Genomic DNA, 14883 nt, shown 5'->3' with positions numbered 1-14883 from the left:
GCGCTCGCATTTAGCTTTGACGTGAGGGAAGAATCCGCGACCCGTACTTGTCCGGAGTGCTTCCACACTTTCACGTAAGCAAATCTTAAGCGGTGCTGCCTAGGGTTGGGAAAGAAATCCTTAAGCCTGTTCAACGGGCTAGGAAGCCTCCAGGGTGATCAATGTCGAATTCTGCTGCTTCGGCCTACGCGCGTGTCGCCACGACCACTGCATCTCCTCGCGACATCGAGGCGCAGACGCTGCTGAAGGCCGCGAACAAGCTGCAGGACGCGATCAATAGCGCCGATCCGCTCAGCGAGCAGACGATGCATGCGCTGATGTTCAACCGGAAGCTCTGGACCATTTTCCTCAGCGAAGCGATGCGCGACACCAATCCGCAGCCGCTCGATGTGCGGCAGAAGATCGCCAATATCAGCGTGTTCGTGCTGAGCCAGACCGCTGCGCTGCAGGCCAGCCCCCAGTTCGATCACTTCCGTCCGCTGATAGAGATCAACCGTAACATCGCCGCGGGTCTGTCCGGCCGGCCGTAGGAGGTCCTTATGGCCGACGTCATGAGCATCCTGTCGAGCTCGTATAAATCGGCCGGCATGTCGGTTCCGAGCAAGACCAAGTACGTCGCGGTCGACCCGACGCTCTACCAGGGCACCTGGTCCGGCACATATTCCGACGGCAAGAAGTTCTCGCTCACCATCTCGCAAGTCAGCGGATTCCGCGCGCAGGTCAGGTATCAGAGCGGCGGCACGTCGCAATATCAGCAGGTCCTGATCAAGGACTCTTCGTTTCGCTTCGGCAATACGAAGTTCACGCTGACCGGTTCCGGCAAGGCGCAGATCAAGAACGTAGTCACCGATCCCGTGACGGGCTCGAGCTATCTCGACACGGCCCAGGCTACTCTGAGCACCTAAGCGCTGCGGTCGGTCGAGGTCGGACGCGCGAGCTCGGACTTGCTCAGATCGAGGGCGTGGAAATAGGCGCGACGGCGCAGCATCGCGTCGTCGGGAAATTGCGTTACCACTGCGTCCGTTTTTTCATTGACGACCTGGAAGACGAACGAGGCCGCGGCCTGGTTGAAGACGACCTGGCGCGAGACGTTCTCATTGCCCTGCAGATCGTTGCGCGCGGCCGCGCCCGCATCGCTTGCGGCGACCGTCTGGCTTGCCGGCAAATCGGTTTGCACAGCGTCGTTCGCCGCCGCGCTCGACGTCGATATAGTCAACGTAGCCGCCGGTATCCCCACCGGCCTGATACTGAAATCTGTACTCACGGCAGCCTCCTGGCCTTGCCCCCGAGTCAAATCCCACCCCGTCCAATCGCGCAACTATGGGGAACCACCATTAAAGGTCCGGTTACGAAATATGGCTAACGGCGCCCCCGATTCGTGGTGCGGATTTTCGTCAAATCGGCCCTATCGGCGCGATCAGAGCGAGCGGCTGACCGAGAGCGGCGTAATGTGGCGCGGACCCGGCGCCGCGCGCCGGCCGGCGGCGGTGTAGGTGTTCGGCACGTTGCGCTTCTGGATCTCGGCGTTGACGCCGCGGATCACGCTTTCGGACACCGCGTGCGCGGTTGCGAGCACGGTGAGGTTGACCTGGAGCATCGCGCGGAAGGCATCGTGATGGCGATGCAAGGTCGAGAGCAGCTCGGGCGCGGATTTCGCAAGCTGATTTTGGCTCGCCTTGAGCTGGCTCACGGCGCCGACGTAGCGGCGGGACAATTCCTGCTTCTTCGATTCGAATGCCAGCGCTTCGCGCAGGCGGCCGGCGCGCACCAGCTCAGTCTCCCGTTCGATCAGCCCGAGCAGTGCGCTCATCGCATCCATCAGGTCCTCGGCGAGCTTGCGGGCCTCGGCGCTGCCCGGCGCGCTTGCGCTGCCGGGCGCGCTCGCGCTGCCGGGTGCAGCGGCAGCGCGAGGGGCGGGCATCGGCTGACGTGACGCGTTGAAGTGGTTCATGTCGTTTGGACCTTATGCCGTGCGGACGGTTTTCGCCTGCTGCAGGATGAGGGTGCGGTAGACTTCGCTGGCCACGCCGACACCGCCGGCATTGGCGAAATTCTTCGCATATTGCTCGGTCAGCATCGAGCGCCACACGCCGGTGCCGACCGTATCGCCGAACGGGCCTTCGCCCTTCAGGCCCGACGTCATCTGCGAGAACATCGCGTTGAGGAACATGCCCTCGAAGTCGGTCGCGGTCTTCTGGGCCTTGGCCTGCTGCTGCGGCGAGACTTTTTGCAGGGCGCTTGCGAGCTCGAAGTCGGGCCGGCCGTTGCGGCTCTGCACCGAGAAGGCCGAGGAGGCGATGGCGGGCGTGCTGATCGCGGCGGTCTGCATCACATCACCTCGATGTCGGCTTCGATCGCGCCGGCGGCCTTGATCGCCTGAAGAATGCTGATGAGGTCGCGCGGACCGATGCCAAGGCCGTTGAGGCCGTCGACGAGTTGCTGCAGCGAGACGCCGTCCTTGACGACGGCGAACTTCTTGCCGTCCTCGGTGACGCTGACGCCGGTGCGCGGGGTAACCACGGTGCGGCCGCGCGACAGCGGATTGGGCTGGCTCACTTGCGGGCTCTCGGAGATCGTGACGGTGAGATTTCCTTGCGCGACCGCAACCGTTGCAACGCGGACGTCGCGCCCCATCACGATGATGCCGCTTCGTTCGTCGATGATGATCTTCGCGGCGAGATCCGGATCGACCTGGAGTTGCTCGATCTCGGTGAGGAAGGCGACGACGTTGCCCTTGAACTCCGGCGGAATCGCGAGCTGCACCGTGGAAGGATCGAGCGGCTCGGCGCTCTTGACGCCGAGATAGTCGTTGATGGCTGCCGCGATGCGCTTAGCCGTGGTGAAGTCGGCGTTGCGCAGCGCCAGCCGCACGTTCGGCAGGCGGTTCAGCGCGAACTCGATCTCGCGCTCGATGATGGCGCCGTTGGCGATGCGCCCCACCGTCGGCACGCCGCGGACGATCTTGGCGGCTTCGCCCTCGGCCTGGAAGCCGGAAATCGCGAGCGAGCCCTGGGCGACCGCATAGACGTTGCCGTCGGCACCGAGCAGGGGGGTGACGAGCAGTGTGCCGCCCTGCAAATTCTTGGCATCGCCGAGCGCGGACACCGTGACGTCCATGCGCGTGCCCTGCGTCGCGAAGGCCGGCAAATTGCCGGTCACCATGACGGCGGCGACGTTGCCGGTGCGGATGGTGGCGCCGCGGATGTTGACGCCCATGCGCTCGAGCATCGCCTGCAACGACTGCTTGGTGAAGGGGATGTTGTTGAGCGTGTCGCCGGTGCCGTTGAGGCCGACGACGAGGCCGTAGCCGATGAGCTGATTCTGCCGGACGCCTTCGATATTGGCGAGGTCCTTGATGCGCGAGGTCGCGCTTGCGGGCGCGGCCGCGAGCGTCAGCGCTGACAGCGCGACGCATGCCACTCCCAATAACCTTGCCCAACGCACGCCTGGCATCCTCTGCTCCCCGAGGCTCCTTAGATCCCGGACCTGTTCGACACTCCCATGACGAGCTGGTCCGAGCCTCTCTATGCGAGCACTGTGCCAGCGTGGGTCGCGGCAGCTAGGCACTTGAATAGGTTGATTAAATTGAGCGACATCGACGCCAGTCGGCGTTCGCCTTAGGGAGCGAAACTGCCGTGTGCCGGCAGATTTTGCCGGGCTGTTTACGCCCCATTAACCATAATGCGGCGAAGCTGCCGTCATCGATCACGCGGATTCCTGCGATGCGCATCTACGGACCGAATGGCACCACGCTTGGAGCACCCGCCGGCCAGACCAGGCGGACGAGCTCCGGCACCTTCGTGCTGCCCGACACCTCCTCGACACAGGAGACCAAGTCCGCTTCCGCACCGAAGGCCGCCGCCAATATCGATGCGCTGCTGGCGCTGCAGGGCATCGAGGAAGATCCGGTCGAGCGGCGCAAGCGCTCGGTCGCCCGCGGCAAGACTGCACTCGATGTGCTCGACGATCTCAAGATGGGACTGTTATCGGGCAATCTCGACGCCTCGACGATCATGCGCCTGCGCGATGCGGCGGCGAACCTCAAATCGTCCTCGGGTGATCCCGGCCTTGATGCCGTGCTCTCCGAGATCGAGCTGCGCGTCGAGGTCGAGCTCGCGAAGGCCGGGCAGGGCTGAGCCGCGGACTCGTTCTTCGCTCTGAAGACTCTATCCTCACGTCGTCGCCACGGCGCATGACAGCGGAATTTGGCTGCGGCCATTTACGCGCCTTGAGCGGTGGTTACGCCGCTTCCTGCTTCTGCTGCGCGTCGTAGCGGCGCTGGGCGGCGAGGACGTCCTTCAGGTTCTGCTCGGCCCAGTCGCGTAGTGGATCGACGGCGGCCGCCAACGTCAGTCCAAGCTGCGTGATCGAATACTCGACCGTCACCGGAACGGTTGCGATGGCGCGGCGCCTGATCAATCCGTCGCGTTCGAGTGATTTGAGAACCTGACTCAACATCTTCTGCGAAATGCCTTCAATCGTCCGGCGCAACTGATTGAAACGCATCGCGTCCTCGCGCAGCAGCAACAGGATCAGCACCGCCCATTTGTCGCCGACGCGATCGAGGATCTGGCGTGTTGGGCAATTGGCTGCGTAGACGTCGGGCTTCATGTCTTCGTTCCTCGCAATCTGTTCCGGTTACTCCTGCGTAAGCAGGTAGGCCGAAAGTGCTCTCTTAACACCAGCGTTCTCTGCGATATCTAGTTACCCATAGTTACCACAGAAGCAAAGGAGCCTTCCATGAAAATCGCAGTCGCTGGCGCCTCGGGCCGGGCCGGATCGGAGATCACCAAGGAACTGTCCCGCCGCGGCCATGCCGTCACGGCCATCGCGCGGAACCCGGAAAAGATCGCCCATCTGCCGAACGTCATTCCGACCAAGGGCGATGTGCTCGATCAGGCCGGGCTCGCCAAGCTATGGGCCGGGCATGACGTCGCCGTCAGTTCCGTCCATTTCCTGGCCAGCGACCCGCACAAGCTGATCGGCGCTGCCAGGGACTCGAAGGTTGGCCGTTACCTCGTGGTCGGCGGTGCGGGCAGCCTCGAGGTGGCTCCGGGCGTGAAACTGGTCACAACCCCCGGCTTTCCCGCCCAATACAAGGCTGAAGCCGAGAAGGGTTCCGAATTCCTCGACCTGCTGCGGCAGGACAAGGAGCTGAACTGGACCTTCATCTCGCCCTCGGCCCTGTTCGTGGAGGGTGAGCGGACCGGAAAGTTCCGGCTTGGGTCCGATCAGCTCCTCGCAGATGCGAACGGAAAGAGCTGGATCACCTTTGCCGATTACGCCATTGCGCTTGCCGACGAGATCGAGCGGCCTTCGCATCTGCGGAAGCGTTTCACGGTCGGCTATTGAGTGGATAACCGTCCCCAGGGTCTTGCCGATAAAGCTGCCGGTGCAAGGACTTGGGGGCGGTAACGCCAAGATCAGGGAAATATTGTCTGTCACAGGAGGCCGCTATATAAGCCCCGCTCAACGGACCCTGTCCGTCGCGAGTCGTTGCCAAAAAAAGAATAGGCCGCCCTTGGAAAAGTTGAAAAATTACCGACCGACCGAAAAAGAGCCTTTCATGAACGACCGGCAGAAGGAGTACTTCCGTTTGAAGCTCCTCGCCTGGAAGGATGAGATCCTCAAAGAGTCCAAGCTCACCCTGCAAGCCCTGCAGGAGGAGAACGTGAACCACCCCGATCTCGCCGATCGGGCTTCGTCCGAAACGGACCGTGCCATCGAACTCCGCGCTCGCGACCGCCAGCGCAAGTTGATCGCCAAGATCGATGCAGCGCTTCAGCGTATCGAGGACAACACCTACGGCTATTGCGAAGAGACCGGCGAGCCGATCTCGTTGAAGCGGCTGGAAGCCCGCCCGATCGCAACGCTGTCGGTGGAAGCGCAGGAGCGCCACGAGAAGCGCGAGAAGGTTTATCGCGACGAATAGGAGTTGAGCCGCACTTTCGCGGTTCCTCATGAACGATGCATCTTGCGCGTAGCGTCGCGCCAGCCTGAGCTTTTGCGCAGATCGCGAGCGCGCACTGAAGTCCGCGGTTACAATCGCGAAAAGTGAATCGCGATCAAAGGGCTACATTCAACTCCTTCATGCTCACGTGAGCTCGCATGAGAAAGAGCCTTCACTTCAGGTGAGGATGTTTTTTGCGAGTCGGAGCAACGGGATCGACTCGACTTCTGAAGATGCGACGGGCAGCGATGAATATCGCCGTCGTTACGCATCCACCGCGAGCCCGGGCAGGGAGCGCGCGCCGCCATAAAGCCTGGACCAGCTCAACAACTCCTTAAAAGCCGGCAGCAGGCCAAAGGCAGCATCGGTCAGCTCGTACTCCACCCGTAACGGCTTTTCGGCGAAGGCGGTCCGGGAGACGAGGCCGTCCTGCTCGAGTTCGCGCAGTTGCGTGGTCAGCATGTGCTGGGTGATGCCGGTGACCGACCGCCGCAAGGCGCCGAAGCGCATCGCGCCGTTCATCAGCGCGAACAGGATCTCGAGCTTCCATTTGCCGCCGACCGCGTGGATGGCCCGCTTGAAGTCGGCGAGCAGGCTGGGGTCGGGGGCGCAGTCGCAATCGTCGTCGCAGTGCGCTGACGTGGTCAGGTTTTCCATACCGGTCTCGAAATTCATTCTACTTGTGCCTTCGGCAGATAGTGACCAGATGCGGCCGGCAGCAGGGGCCGGTGGGACAAATTTGCCGGCCCGCGAGCGAAGGGTTTGCGACATGAGCAAAACTGTTCTGGTCACGGGTGGATCGGGTTTCGTCGGTATCCATGCCGTCCTGCAATTGCTGGCCGCCGGCTACGAGGTGCGGACTACGGTCCGCAGGCCGGACCGGCAGACCGATGTGCTGGCGATGCTGCGAGAGGGCGGTGCCGATCCGGCCGAGCGGCTGGCCTTCTTTACCGCCGACCTGACCCGGGACGAGGGCTGGCGCGAGGCGGTCGCGGGCTGCGACTACGTCCTGCATGTGGCTTCGCCACTCTCGACTACCGTTCCGAAGGACGAGAACGAGATGATCATCCCGGCCCGCGACGGCACGCTGCGGGTGCTGCGCGCTGCGCGCGAAGCGGGCGTCAAGCGCGTGGTCATCACCTCGTCGCTGGGCGCGATCGGCTACGGCCATCCACCGCGTGCAACGCCGTTCGACGAAACCGATTGGACCAATCTCGGTGGTGGCGACGTGCAGCCTTACGTCAAATCCAAGACGCTGGCCGAGCGCGCGGCCTGGGATTTCGTCGCCCGCGAGGGAGGCGGCCTGGAGCTTGCCGTCGTCAACCCCGCCGGCATTTTCGGTCCGGTGCTGGGGGCGGATTTCTCCGGCTCGATCGAGATCGTCCAAATGCTGCTCAACGGCGCCATGCCGGCAGTGCCGCGGATCTATTTTGGTCTCGTCGACGTGCGCGACGTGGTCGACCTTCATTTGCGGGCGATGACCGCGCCCGAGGCCAAAGGCGAACGTTTCATCGCCGTCGCCGGCGAGACGCTGTCGCTGCTCGACATTGCCAACGTGCTGAGGCGGGAGCTTGGGCCTGCGGCGCGCCGGGTTCCACGCCTCCAGGCGCCGGACTGGCTGGTGCGCCTCGCTGCGACCGGCGTTCCCATGCTGCGCCATACCTTGCCGATGCTCGGCAAGGTGCGGCGGTCGACCAGCGCCAAGGCGGCGCGGCTGCTCGGCTGGCAGGCGCGCTCCAATGACGAGGCGATCCTGAGCTCGGCCGAGAGCCTGATCCGGCTCGGTCTGGTCAAGGTGTGACGCGTGCGCTCCTCGCGCCGCGCTTGTCAGGCGGGGGCGGGGATGCTGAAGTGCCGCCTCCAGTTGCGTAGCGTGGGAGTCGGCACCGATGGATAAAATTCTAGCAGCCGCAAAGGCGATCGCCCTTGCGCGCCGCAATCATGCCCCGCTCGCGCCGCTCGAGGTTCCCCCGCGCGATGAGGCGGAGGGTTACAAGATCCAGCGCGCTTTGCACGACGTGCTGCTGCCCCATGTCGGCGCGCTGGTCGGCTACAAGATCGGTTGCACAAGCCAGGTCATGCAGGACTACATGCAGATCGATCATCCCTGCGCCGGCGGCGTGTTCGAGAAGGTCGTGCATGACAGCGGCGCAAAACTGCCCGCCTCCGACTATGTCCGCGTCGGCGTCGAATGCGAGATCGCCGTGCGGCTGAAGCGCGACCTTTCCCCCGGCGAGGCGCCGTTCACGGCCGAGTGGGTGGGAGAGGCGGTCGATGCCTATGCTCCCGCGATCGAGATCGTCGACGACCGCTATGTGAAATGGGAGACGATGGGCGCGCCGACGCTGATCGCGGATGATTTCTTCGCCGCCGGCTGCGTGCTTGGCGAAACTGTCCCGCGTTCGTCCGTGCCCGACCTCAAGGCGGTCGCCGGCCGTGCCCTCGTCAATGGCGAAGAGGCCGGCAAGGGCACCGGCGCCGACGTGCTCGGCCATCCCCATAACGCGCTTGCCTGGCTCGCCAACCACCTCGCCGCCGAAGGCAAGGGCCTGCATGCCGGCCAGCTCGTGCTCACGGGCAGCCTCGTCAAGACAGTGTGGCTGAAGGCCGGCGACAAGGTACGGATGGAGCTGGACGGGCTGGGTACGGTAGAGGCGAAGTTTACGTGAGGTGGTGGCGCCTCACTCTCCGTTGTCATTCCCCGCGAAAGCGGAGAATCCAGTACGCCGCGGCCCATCGATTGAGTCTCCGCTGTCTCGGAGTACCGGATCGCCCGATCAAGTCGGGCGATGACAGTTGAGCACGGGGCGCGCCACCACCAAAAATCATGCGGCCTCCGGCAGGGGAGCTACCGGAGGCCGCGTAGAACATCGCGTTGCGCCTAGGTTCACAACGAGATGTGGGAGCTCTTGAAGAAACTCTTAGAAGGGAAGCAGCACGTCCATCACTTGCTGGCCGTAGCGCGGCTGTTGCACGTCCATGATCTGGCCGCGGCCGCCATAGGCGATACGGGCCTGGGCGATCTTGGTGGAATCGATGGTGTTGTCGCTCTGGATGTCTTCGGGGCGGACGATGCCGGCGACGATCAGCTCGCGGATTTCGTAGTTGACGCGGATCTCCTGCTTGCCTTCGACGACGAGGTTGCCGTTCGGCAGCACCTGCGTCACGACCGCCGCGACATTGGTCTGCAACGCTTCCTGGCGCTGCACGCTTCCCTTGCCGTCGCTGGAGGCGGTGGAGTCGGCGGTGAGGAGGCGGCCGGGCAGCACCTTCTGCGCCTGCACGCCGAGCGTCTTTGAGCCGATGAAATCGGTTATCCCCGAGTCTTCCGAGTTGGTACGGCTGCGCTGGGTCTCGTTGGAGAGGTTGGCCTTGTCGGTGATGTTCACGGTCACGGTCAGGAGGTCGCCGACCTGGTGGGCGCGCTGGTCCTTGAAGAAGGCGCGACTGCCGTTGCGCCACAGCGAGTTCGGATTGTAGGAGGCGACCTCCGGCTTCGGCATCGGCAACTGCACCGGCTTGTAGCCGGGCTGCGTCGTCGGATTGTCGATTGCCGACAGTTTCGGCTGCTCGCCGATCTGCGACAGGCGGTCGATCGAGGAGCACCCGCTCGCAAAGGCGAAGGTTGCGAGCAGCGTGCCGGAGAGGGCGATACGACGAAGACGGGCCGCGGAACTGAACCTGGACATGACTTACTCTGACTTGGCTTGTGCTTGCGCGATCTGGGTTGGCGAAACCGGGGTTTGGATCAGGCTTTGGGCGAGAGCGGCCGCCGCGGGCGTCTCCTCGCGTTTGAGCGATGAGGTCTGCTCGACCGCGGGGGCGGCCGGCGCGGACTGGCTCGCGCCCTGCACCGTAATTTGGCCGCGGCCGGTGACGATGCCTTGCAGCGTGCGCTTGGACTGCATGTTGAGAACGGAGACGGTGTCGCCCTCGGAGCCGTTGTCGACCGCCTTGCCGCGGGTGGTGAGGTAGAGGCCCGGCACCTGGTAGATGATGGTGACGTTCTGGTCGCGCTGGACGAGGTCGGGCTTTGCGATGTCGGCAATGCGGATCGGGGTGCCGGCCCGCATCGGATGGCGGAGCTGCATGCCGACTGCGCGGTCGCGCGTGGCCGCTTCGCCCGCAACCTCCGCCTTGGGGCGGCGCTCGAACGCGACGTCGGACGATTTCAGCATCTCCGTGCGGTCGATATCGCGGGTCAGCACGGCGACCTCCACCGTCTCGATCGCGCTGCCGGTGAGGCGCAGCTTGGTCGGCGTCGAGCTGTTCTCGTTGTTGATCTCGAACGTCAGGTCGAAGCGGCCGCTTCGCGCATCGTAGCGCGTCGCGCTCGCCTGGAGCGCACCGGTGTTGGAGGCATCCAGCCGCATGTCGGAGACGCCGCGATCGAAGGTCACGGTGATGTTGGCGGCATCGCCCAGGCCAAAGCGGCGCTCCAGTGCCGAGGCGACCGCAAGCTCGAGATCCTTGTTGGCCAGCGTGCGCGCGAGCCGCGTGACCGTCACCTCCTTGAGGTCGCCGGTCATCACGCCGATCACCTGTTTTGCGCGCAGCACGCTCAGGACGTTCGCGACCGGCAGCGCGCCGGTGGTGCCGAGGTCGGGCGAGCGATAGACCGGGATCTGCGCGGCAGAGCCGGCATTGTCGATGAGATCGCCGACCCGCACCACGTCGGAGGTGACGGTGATGCTGGCGCGCAGCGTCGGCGGTGCGACGCCCTCGTCTGCGGCGCGCGCCGGCGCGGAGAGCGCGAGCAGGGCGGCGAGGGTGGTGATGGTGTTGCGCATCATCGTCATGGCCTTACCGGAACAGCGCCGTGGTGGATTGCATCATCTGGTCGGCGGCACTGATCACCTTGGCGTTCATCTCGTAGGCGCGCTGGGCGGCGATCAGGTCGCTCATCTCCGAGACGACGTCGACATTGGCCTGTTCGAGGCTGCCTTGCGTGATCGTGCCGTAGCCTTCCGAGCTCGCCGTGCCGTCCTGCGGCGCGCCGGAGGAGGGTGTTTCGGTGAACTGGTTGTTGCCGACCGGCTGGAGGCCCGCCTTGTTGATGAAGCGGGTCACGTTGAGCTGGCCGATGATGGACGAGCTGGTTTGGCCCGGCAGCGTTACCGAGACCTGGCCCTGGACGTTAACCGTGATACCGGAGGCGTTGTTCGGAATCGTGATGGTCGGCTGCACCGGGTTGCCCTGGGCCGTGACGATGCGGCCCTGGTTGTCCATCTGGAAGGTGCCGTCGCGGGTGTACTGGTAGGTGCCGTCGGGCATCAGGATCTTGAAGAAGCCTTCGCCCGAGATCGCCAGATCGAGGTCATTGCCGGTCTGCGACAGCGTGCCTTGCGTCATGCTGCGCGGCGTGCCGACCGTCTTGACGCCGCCGCCGATATCGACGCCGACCGGCAGGATGGTGCCCTGGTCCGATGACTGCGCGCCGACGCGGCGGATGTGCTCGTAGATCAGGTCCTGGAACGCCGCGGTCTGCTTCTTGAAGCCGGTGGTGCGCAGGTTCGCGATGTTGTTGGAAATGACCTGCACGTTGAGTTCCTGTGCCGCCATTCCGGTCGCAGCGGTGTGAAGCGCTTGCATGTCAATCGTCTCCTGATGGCGTTACGCTGGAACGTCGGCGAGCTTCTCGATCGCCGATTTGTGCATGTCGCTCTGCTGCTGCAGCAGGTTGGCGACCTGGGTGTACATCCGCATCACTTCGACCATGCGGCTCATCTCGCCGACCGCATTGACGTTCGACTTCTCGATGTAGCCCTGGCGCACGGTGGACTTGGCGTCGGTCTGCTGGTTCGCCGAGCCCTGGGCGTAGAGATTGGCGCCCTGCTTGGCGAGTTTCTGCGGATTGTCGAAGGCGACCGTGCGGATCTTGGCGCGGATCGAGTCGACGCGGGCGGTGCCCTCGAGCACCGTCACCGTGCCATCGGGCGCGACGTTGATGTCGTGGTCGGTCGGCTGGAAGGTGATCGGGCCGGCATTGCCGAGCACGAGATCACCGTCCGAGGTGACGAGCTGGCCCTGGTTGTTGAGCGAGAACTTGCCGTCGCGGGTGTAGCGCTCGCCGCCGGCGGTCTGCACCGCGAAATAGGCATTGCCGTCGACCGCGAGGTCGAGCGGGTTCTTGGTCTCCTCCATCGGGCCCTGGCCGACGTCGCGGAAGGTGCCGCGGTCCTGCACATAGGAGACCCGGCGGTCGGAGCCGACGAAATTGTCCTCATGCGCGCCGGAGTTGAGGAATTCCTCAAACAGCGTGCGATCGGCCTTGAAGCCGTTGGTGTTGGCATTCGCGACGTTGTTGGCGATGACATCCATCTGCCGTTCCAACGTCATCTGCCGCGATAGACCGACCAGAAGCGCGTTCTGCATCGGATGGTTCTCCCCTGTGGAGGTCCTGCTTCGCCGCTCTCCCAAGCGTCTTGGCCGACCCGTCGATGAGACCTTCGGGCTCTCCCAAACCATCCGGTCTCGGCCTTTCCTGAGCGAAAGCCGTGCCAACGCAGAAAATGTTGTATTTACAATCGCTTAGATGTTTTGAAGGGGTGCGCGAGGGGCGGCAGAAAGGTTCTGTTGACCATGTTTGCCCGGCAGATTTTTCCTAGTGCCAGGGCAATCGAAAGGTTCTGTTAACCATCATTACCGTAGCGTTTGCAGCTATGAGGAGCGCGTTGCGCGCCGGGGCATTTGTTTCGCGTCACTGGCCGACCAGCAGGCTTCGCTCTCTTAAGACCCTTTATAGTGAGCAAGCGCGGCGACCATGGCAGAGAACGAAGCGGAAGGCGGCGCAGCCACTGACGGCACCGAGGCGGCTCCGCCGAAGAACAAGCTCAAGCTCATCATCATCGCGGTCGCCGTCCTCGCCATTCTCGGCGGTGGCGCGGCAACCTGGTTCTTCTTCTTCCGTCATGGCGATGACGAGCATCACGCCGAGGCCGCGCCGCCGCCGAAGCCGCCGGCCTTCGTCGACGTGCCCGACATGATGGTCAACCTCGCCGGCGCGCCCGGCGAGCGCGTGCAGTATCTGCGGCTGAAGATCGTGCTCGAATTGAAGGAAGAGAAGCAGATCGAGGCGATCAAGCCGACGATGCCGCGCGTCACCGACATCTTCCAGACCTATGTGCGGGAACTTCGCCCCTCCGACCTCAACGGCTCCGCCGGCATCTTCCGCCTCAAGGAAGAGCTGACCAAGCGTGTCAACGCGGCGGTCGCGCCGATCCAGGTCAGCGCGGTGCTGTTCAAGGAAGTCGTGGTGCAGTGAGGGTAATGGGCTAGCGCCATGGCCGGCAACGAGCAAATGGACCAGGATGCGATTGCCGCCCAATGGGAGGCCTCGCTCGATTCCGAGGATCCCGCGGAGGCCGCGAAGGCTGCCGCCGAAAATGAATTATCCGAGACCATGGCCCTGCAATGGGCGGCCATGGTCGAGGACGGCAGCCGCGATCTCGGCAACGGCAAGAACTCGGGCGAGCGGGTGCTGTCGCAGGAGGAGATCGACAATCTCCTCGGCTTCACCGTCGGCGACGTCACGCTCGACGACCACTCCGGTATCCGCGCGATCATCGATTCGGCGATGGTCTCCTACGAGCGTCTGCCGATGCTCGAAATCGTCTTCGACCGCCTGGTGCGGTTGCTGACGACTTCCTTGCGCAATTTCACTTCCGACAACGTCGAAGTCTCGCTCGACCGTATCACCTCGGTGCGTTTCGGCGACTACATGAACTCGATCCCGCTGCCGGCCGTGCTCTCGGTGTTCAAGGCCGAGGAGTGGGAAAACTTCGGCATGGCGGTGGTCGACTCCAGCCTGATCTACTCGATGATCGACGTGCTGCTCGGCGGCCGCCGCGGTGCGAGCCAGCTCCGCATCGAGGGCCGGCCCTACACCACGATCGAGACCGAGCTCGTCAAGCGGCTGGTCGAGGTGGTGCTCGCAGACGCCGAACAGGCGTTCCGGCCGTTGTCACCCGTGACCTTCACGATCGACCGGCTCGAGACCAATCCGCGCTTTGCCGCGATCAGCCGTCCCGCCAACGCCGCGATCCTGGTGCGCCTGCGCATCGACATGGAAGACCGCGGCGGCAACATCGAATTGCTGCTGCCTTACGCGACCATCGAACCGATCCGCGGCGTGCTGCTGCAGATGTTCATGGGCGAAAAGTTCGGCCGCGACACGATCTGGGAGGGGCATTTCGCCACCGAGATCGCGCAGGCCGAGATCGCGGTCGACGCTGTGCTCTACGAGGCCGACATTCCGCTCAAGCAGTTGATGCGGCTCAAGGTCGGCGACACGCTGCCGTTGGACATGCGCGCGGATGCCAACGTGACCGTACGCTGCGGCAGCGTCACGCTGACCGAAGGGCGGATGGGACGCGTCGGCGACCGCGTCGCGATCCGCGTGACGAAACCCCTGCGCAAGCCAGGTACGACACTTGCGATGTTCGAGAAGGTCGACGAGCAGAACAAGATGATGGAGGCACCATGAACCACTCCTTAGGCATGGCGATCGAGATGCTGGTCGCGATCCTCCTGATGCTGACGATCGGCTACTGCATCCTGCTCAACAAGCGGCTCACGCGGCTGAAGGCGGACGAGCATTCGCTCAAGGCCGTGATCGCCGAGCTGATCACCGCGACCGAAATCGCCGAGCGCGCGATCGGCGGGCTGAAGCTCGCTGTACGCGACGTCAACGAGAATCTCGGCACCCAGCTCGCCGCCGCAACGCAGATGTCAGACCAGCTCTATCGCCAGCTCGGCGAGGCCGACAACGTGGTGCGGCGCCTGTCCAAGATCGCCATCGCCGCGCGCCCCGCGACGAATCCGGAAGCTGCCGTAGCCGCACCAGCCGCGAAGCCTTCGACGGCCAGGGCGGTGGCGGCAGCTGCCGAAGCGTTCTCCGAGCGCAGAAGGTCCAACGGGATCGCTGCATAAAG

Annotated in this window: 20 protein-coding genes; 10 read left to right on the top strand and 10 right to left on the bottom strand. The window is 64.0% G+C overall.

Annotated elements, in window-relative coordinates; genetic code table 11:
• Positions 1-161 precede the first annotated feature (161 nt).
• Positions 162-530 (top strand): flagellar biosynthesis regulator FlaF, encoded by a 369-nt coding sequence (flaF, locus tag ACV1FX_RS09315; protein WP_473117254.1) that lies wholly within the window; start codon positions 162-164, stop codon positions 528-530.
• 9 nt (positions 531-539) lie between these two features.
• Complete coding sequence (locus ACV1FX_RS09310) at positions 540-905, top strand: hypothetical protein (protein WP_473117253.1); 366 nt, start codon at positions 540-542, stop codon at positions 903-905.
• Here the strand turns inward: ACV1FX_RS09310 and ACV1FX_RS09305 are convergent.
• From ACV1FX_RS09305 to ACV1FX_RS09290, 4 genes are all read right to left on the bottom strand, one after another.
• A complete protein-coding gene (locus ACV1FX_RS09305; RefSeq protein WP_473117252.1) occupies positions 902-1264 on the bottom strand; it encodes a hypothetical protein in 363 nt (120 codons plus the stop codon). The genes ACV1FX_RS09310 and ACV1FX_RS09305 overlap by 4 nt on opposite strands.
• A 153-nt stretch (positions 1265-1417) precedes the next feature.
• Positions 1418-1951: a hypothetical protein gene (locus ACV1FX_RS09300; protein WP_473117251.1), complete on the bottom strand. Its 534-nt coding sequence runs from the start codon at positions 1949-1951 to the stop codon at positions 1418-1420.
• 12 nt (positions 1952-1963) lie between these two features.
• A complete protein-coding gene (flgJ, locus tag ACV1FX_RS09295; RefSeq protein ID WP_473117250.1) occupies positions 1964-2329 on the bottom strand; it encodes a flagellar assembly peptidoglycan hydrolase FlgJ in 366 nt (121 codons plus the stop codon).
• Entirely contained in the window at positions 2329-3453 is a 1125-nt protein-coding gene (locus ACV1FX_RS09290; RefSeq protein WP_473117249.1) for a flagellar basal body P-ring protein FlgI, read from the bottom strand. Before ACV1FX_RS09290 ends, flgJ begins: the two co-directional genes overlap by 1 nt.
• Before the next feature lie 269 nt (positions 3454-3722).
• Between ACV1FX_RS09290 and ACV1FX_RS09285 the strand changes: the two genes are divergently transcribed.
• Positions 3723-4136 (top strand): flagellar assembly protein FliX, encoded by a 414-nt coding sequence (locus ACV1FX_RS09285; protein ID WP_473117248.1) that lies wholly within the window; start codon positions 3723-3725, stop codon positions 4134-4136.
• Positions 4137-4239: 103 nt separating this feature from the next.
• On the opposite strand, the gene ACV1FX_RS09280 is transcribed toward ACV1FX_RS09285, so the two are convergent.
• Positions 4240-4611, bottom strand: coding sequence for a winged helix-turn-helix transcriptional regulator (locus ACV1FX_RS09280; protein WP_473117247.1), 372 nt, complete (start codon positions 4609-4611; stop codon positions 4240-4242).
• A 129-nt stretch (positions 4612-4740) separates the two neighbouring features.
• On the opposite strand from ACV1FX_RS09280, the gene ACV1FX_RS09275 reads away from it, so the two are divergent.
• Both ACV1FX_RS09275 and dksA read left to right on the top strand, forming a co-directional pair.
• On the top strand, positions 4741-5352 hold the full coding sequence (locus tag ACV1FX_RS09275) for an NAD(P)-dependent oxidoreductase (protein WP_473117246.1): 612 nt from the start codon (positions 4741-4743) through the stop codon (positions 5350-5352).
• Between the two features lie 214 nt (positions 5353-5566).
• Complete coding sequence (dksA, locus tag ACV1FX_RS09270) at positions 5567-5932, top strand: RNA polymerase-binding protein DksA (RefSeq protein WP_085966600.1); 366 nt, start codon at positions 5567-5569, stop codon at positions 5930-5932.
• Positions 5933-6214: 282 nt separating this feature from the next.
• On the opposite strand, the gene ACV1FX_RS09265 is transcribed toward dksA, so the two are convergent.
• Entirely contained in the window at positions 6215-6625 is a 411-nt protein-coding gene (locus ACV1FX_RS09265; protein ID WP_473117245.1) for a winged helix-turn-helix transcriptional regulator, read from the bottom strand.
• Between the two features lie 94 nt (positions 6626-6719).
• On the opposite strand from ACV1FX_RS09265, the gene ACV1FX_RS09260 reads away from it, so the two are divergent.
• Both ACV1FX_RS09260 and ACV1FX_RS09255 read left to right on the top strand, forming a co-directional pair.
• Positions 6720-7751, top strand: a complete 1032-nt coding sequence (locus tag ACV1FX_RS09260; RefSeq protein ID WP_473117244.1) for an SDR family oxidoreductase — start codon at positions 6720-6722, stop codon at positions 7749-7751.
• 88 nt (positions 7752-7839) lie between these two features.
• The gene (locus tag ACV1FX_RS09255) at positions 7840-8619 is read left to right on the top strand and encodes a 2-keto-4-pentenoate hydratase (protein ID WP_473117243.1); all 780 of its coding nucleotides are present in this window, start codon (positions 7840-7842) and stop codon (positions 8617-8619) included.
• Between the two features lie 252 nt (positions 8620-8871).
• Here ACV1FX_RS09255 and flgH read toward each other — a convergent pair whose 3' ends face one another.
• Genes flgH through flgF form a run of 4 tightly spaced genes read right to left on the bottom strand, consistent with a single transcriptional unit; the run spans position 8872 to position 12325 of the window.
• A complete protein-coding gene (gene flgH / locus ACV1FX_RS09250) occupies positions 8872-9639 on the bottom strand; it encodes a flagellar basal body L-ring protein FlgH (RefSeq protein WP_473117242.1) in 768 nt (255 codons plus the stop codon).
• Between the two features lie 3 nt (positions 9640-9642).
• Entirely contained in the window at positions 9643-10743 is a 1101-nt protein-coding gene (gene flgA / locus ACV1FX_RS09245; RefSeq protein WP_473117571.1) for a flagellar basal body P-ring formation chaperone FlgA, read from the bottom strand.
• 10 nt (positions 10744-10753) lie between these two features.
• Positions 10754-11542: a flagellar basal-body rod protein FlgG gene (gene flgG / locus ACV1FX_RS09240; RefSeq protein WP_473117241.1), complete on the bottom strand. Its 789-nt coding sequence runs from the start codon at positions 11540-11542 to the stop codon at positions 10754-10756.
• 21 nt (positions 11543-11563) lie between these two features.
• The gene (gene flgF, locus ACV1FX_RS09235; protein ID WP_473117240.1) at positions 11564-12325 is read right to left on the bottom strand and encodes a flagellar basal-body rod protein FlgF; all 762 of its coding nucleotides are present in this window, start codon (positions 12323-12325) and stop codon (positions 11564-11566) included.
• 388 nt (positions 12326-12713) lie between these two features.
• Between flgF and fliL the strand changes: the two genes are divergently transcribed.
• From fliL to ACV1FX_RS09220, 3 genes are read left to right on the top strand one after another with little or no spacing between them, the layout of a single operon-like run.
• Positions 12714-13214 (top strand): flagellar basal body-associated protein FliL, encoded by a 501-nt coding sequence (gene fliL / locus ACV1FX_RS09230; RefSeq protein WP_473117239.1) that lies wholly within the window; start codon positions 12714-12716, stop codon positions 13212-13214.
• A gap of 18 nt (positions 13215-13232) precedes the next feature.
• Positions 13233-14435 carry a flagellar motor switch protein FliM gene (gene fliM / locus ACV1FX_RS09225; RefSeq protein ID WP_473117238.1) on the top strand — a complete coding sequence of 401 codons (1203 nt, stop codon included), beginning with the start codon at positions 13233-13235 and terminating at the stop codon, positions 14433-14435.
• On the top strand, positions 14432-14881 hold the full coding sequence (locus ACV1FX_RS09220) for a DUF6468 domain-containing protein (RefSeq protein WP_473117237.1): 450 nt from the start codon (positions 14432-14434) through the stop codon (positions 14879-14881). Before fliM ends, ACV1FX_RS09220 begins: the two co-directional genes overlap by 4 nt.
• Positions 14882-14883: the final 2 nt, after the last annotated feature.

It is taken from the genome of Bradyrhizobium ingae, assembly GCF_055791185.1.
Note: the sequence above shows the minus strand (reverse complement) of the source record. Positions and strands in the feature narration are given on the sequence as shown.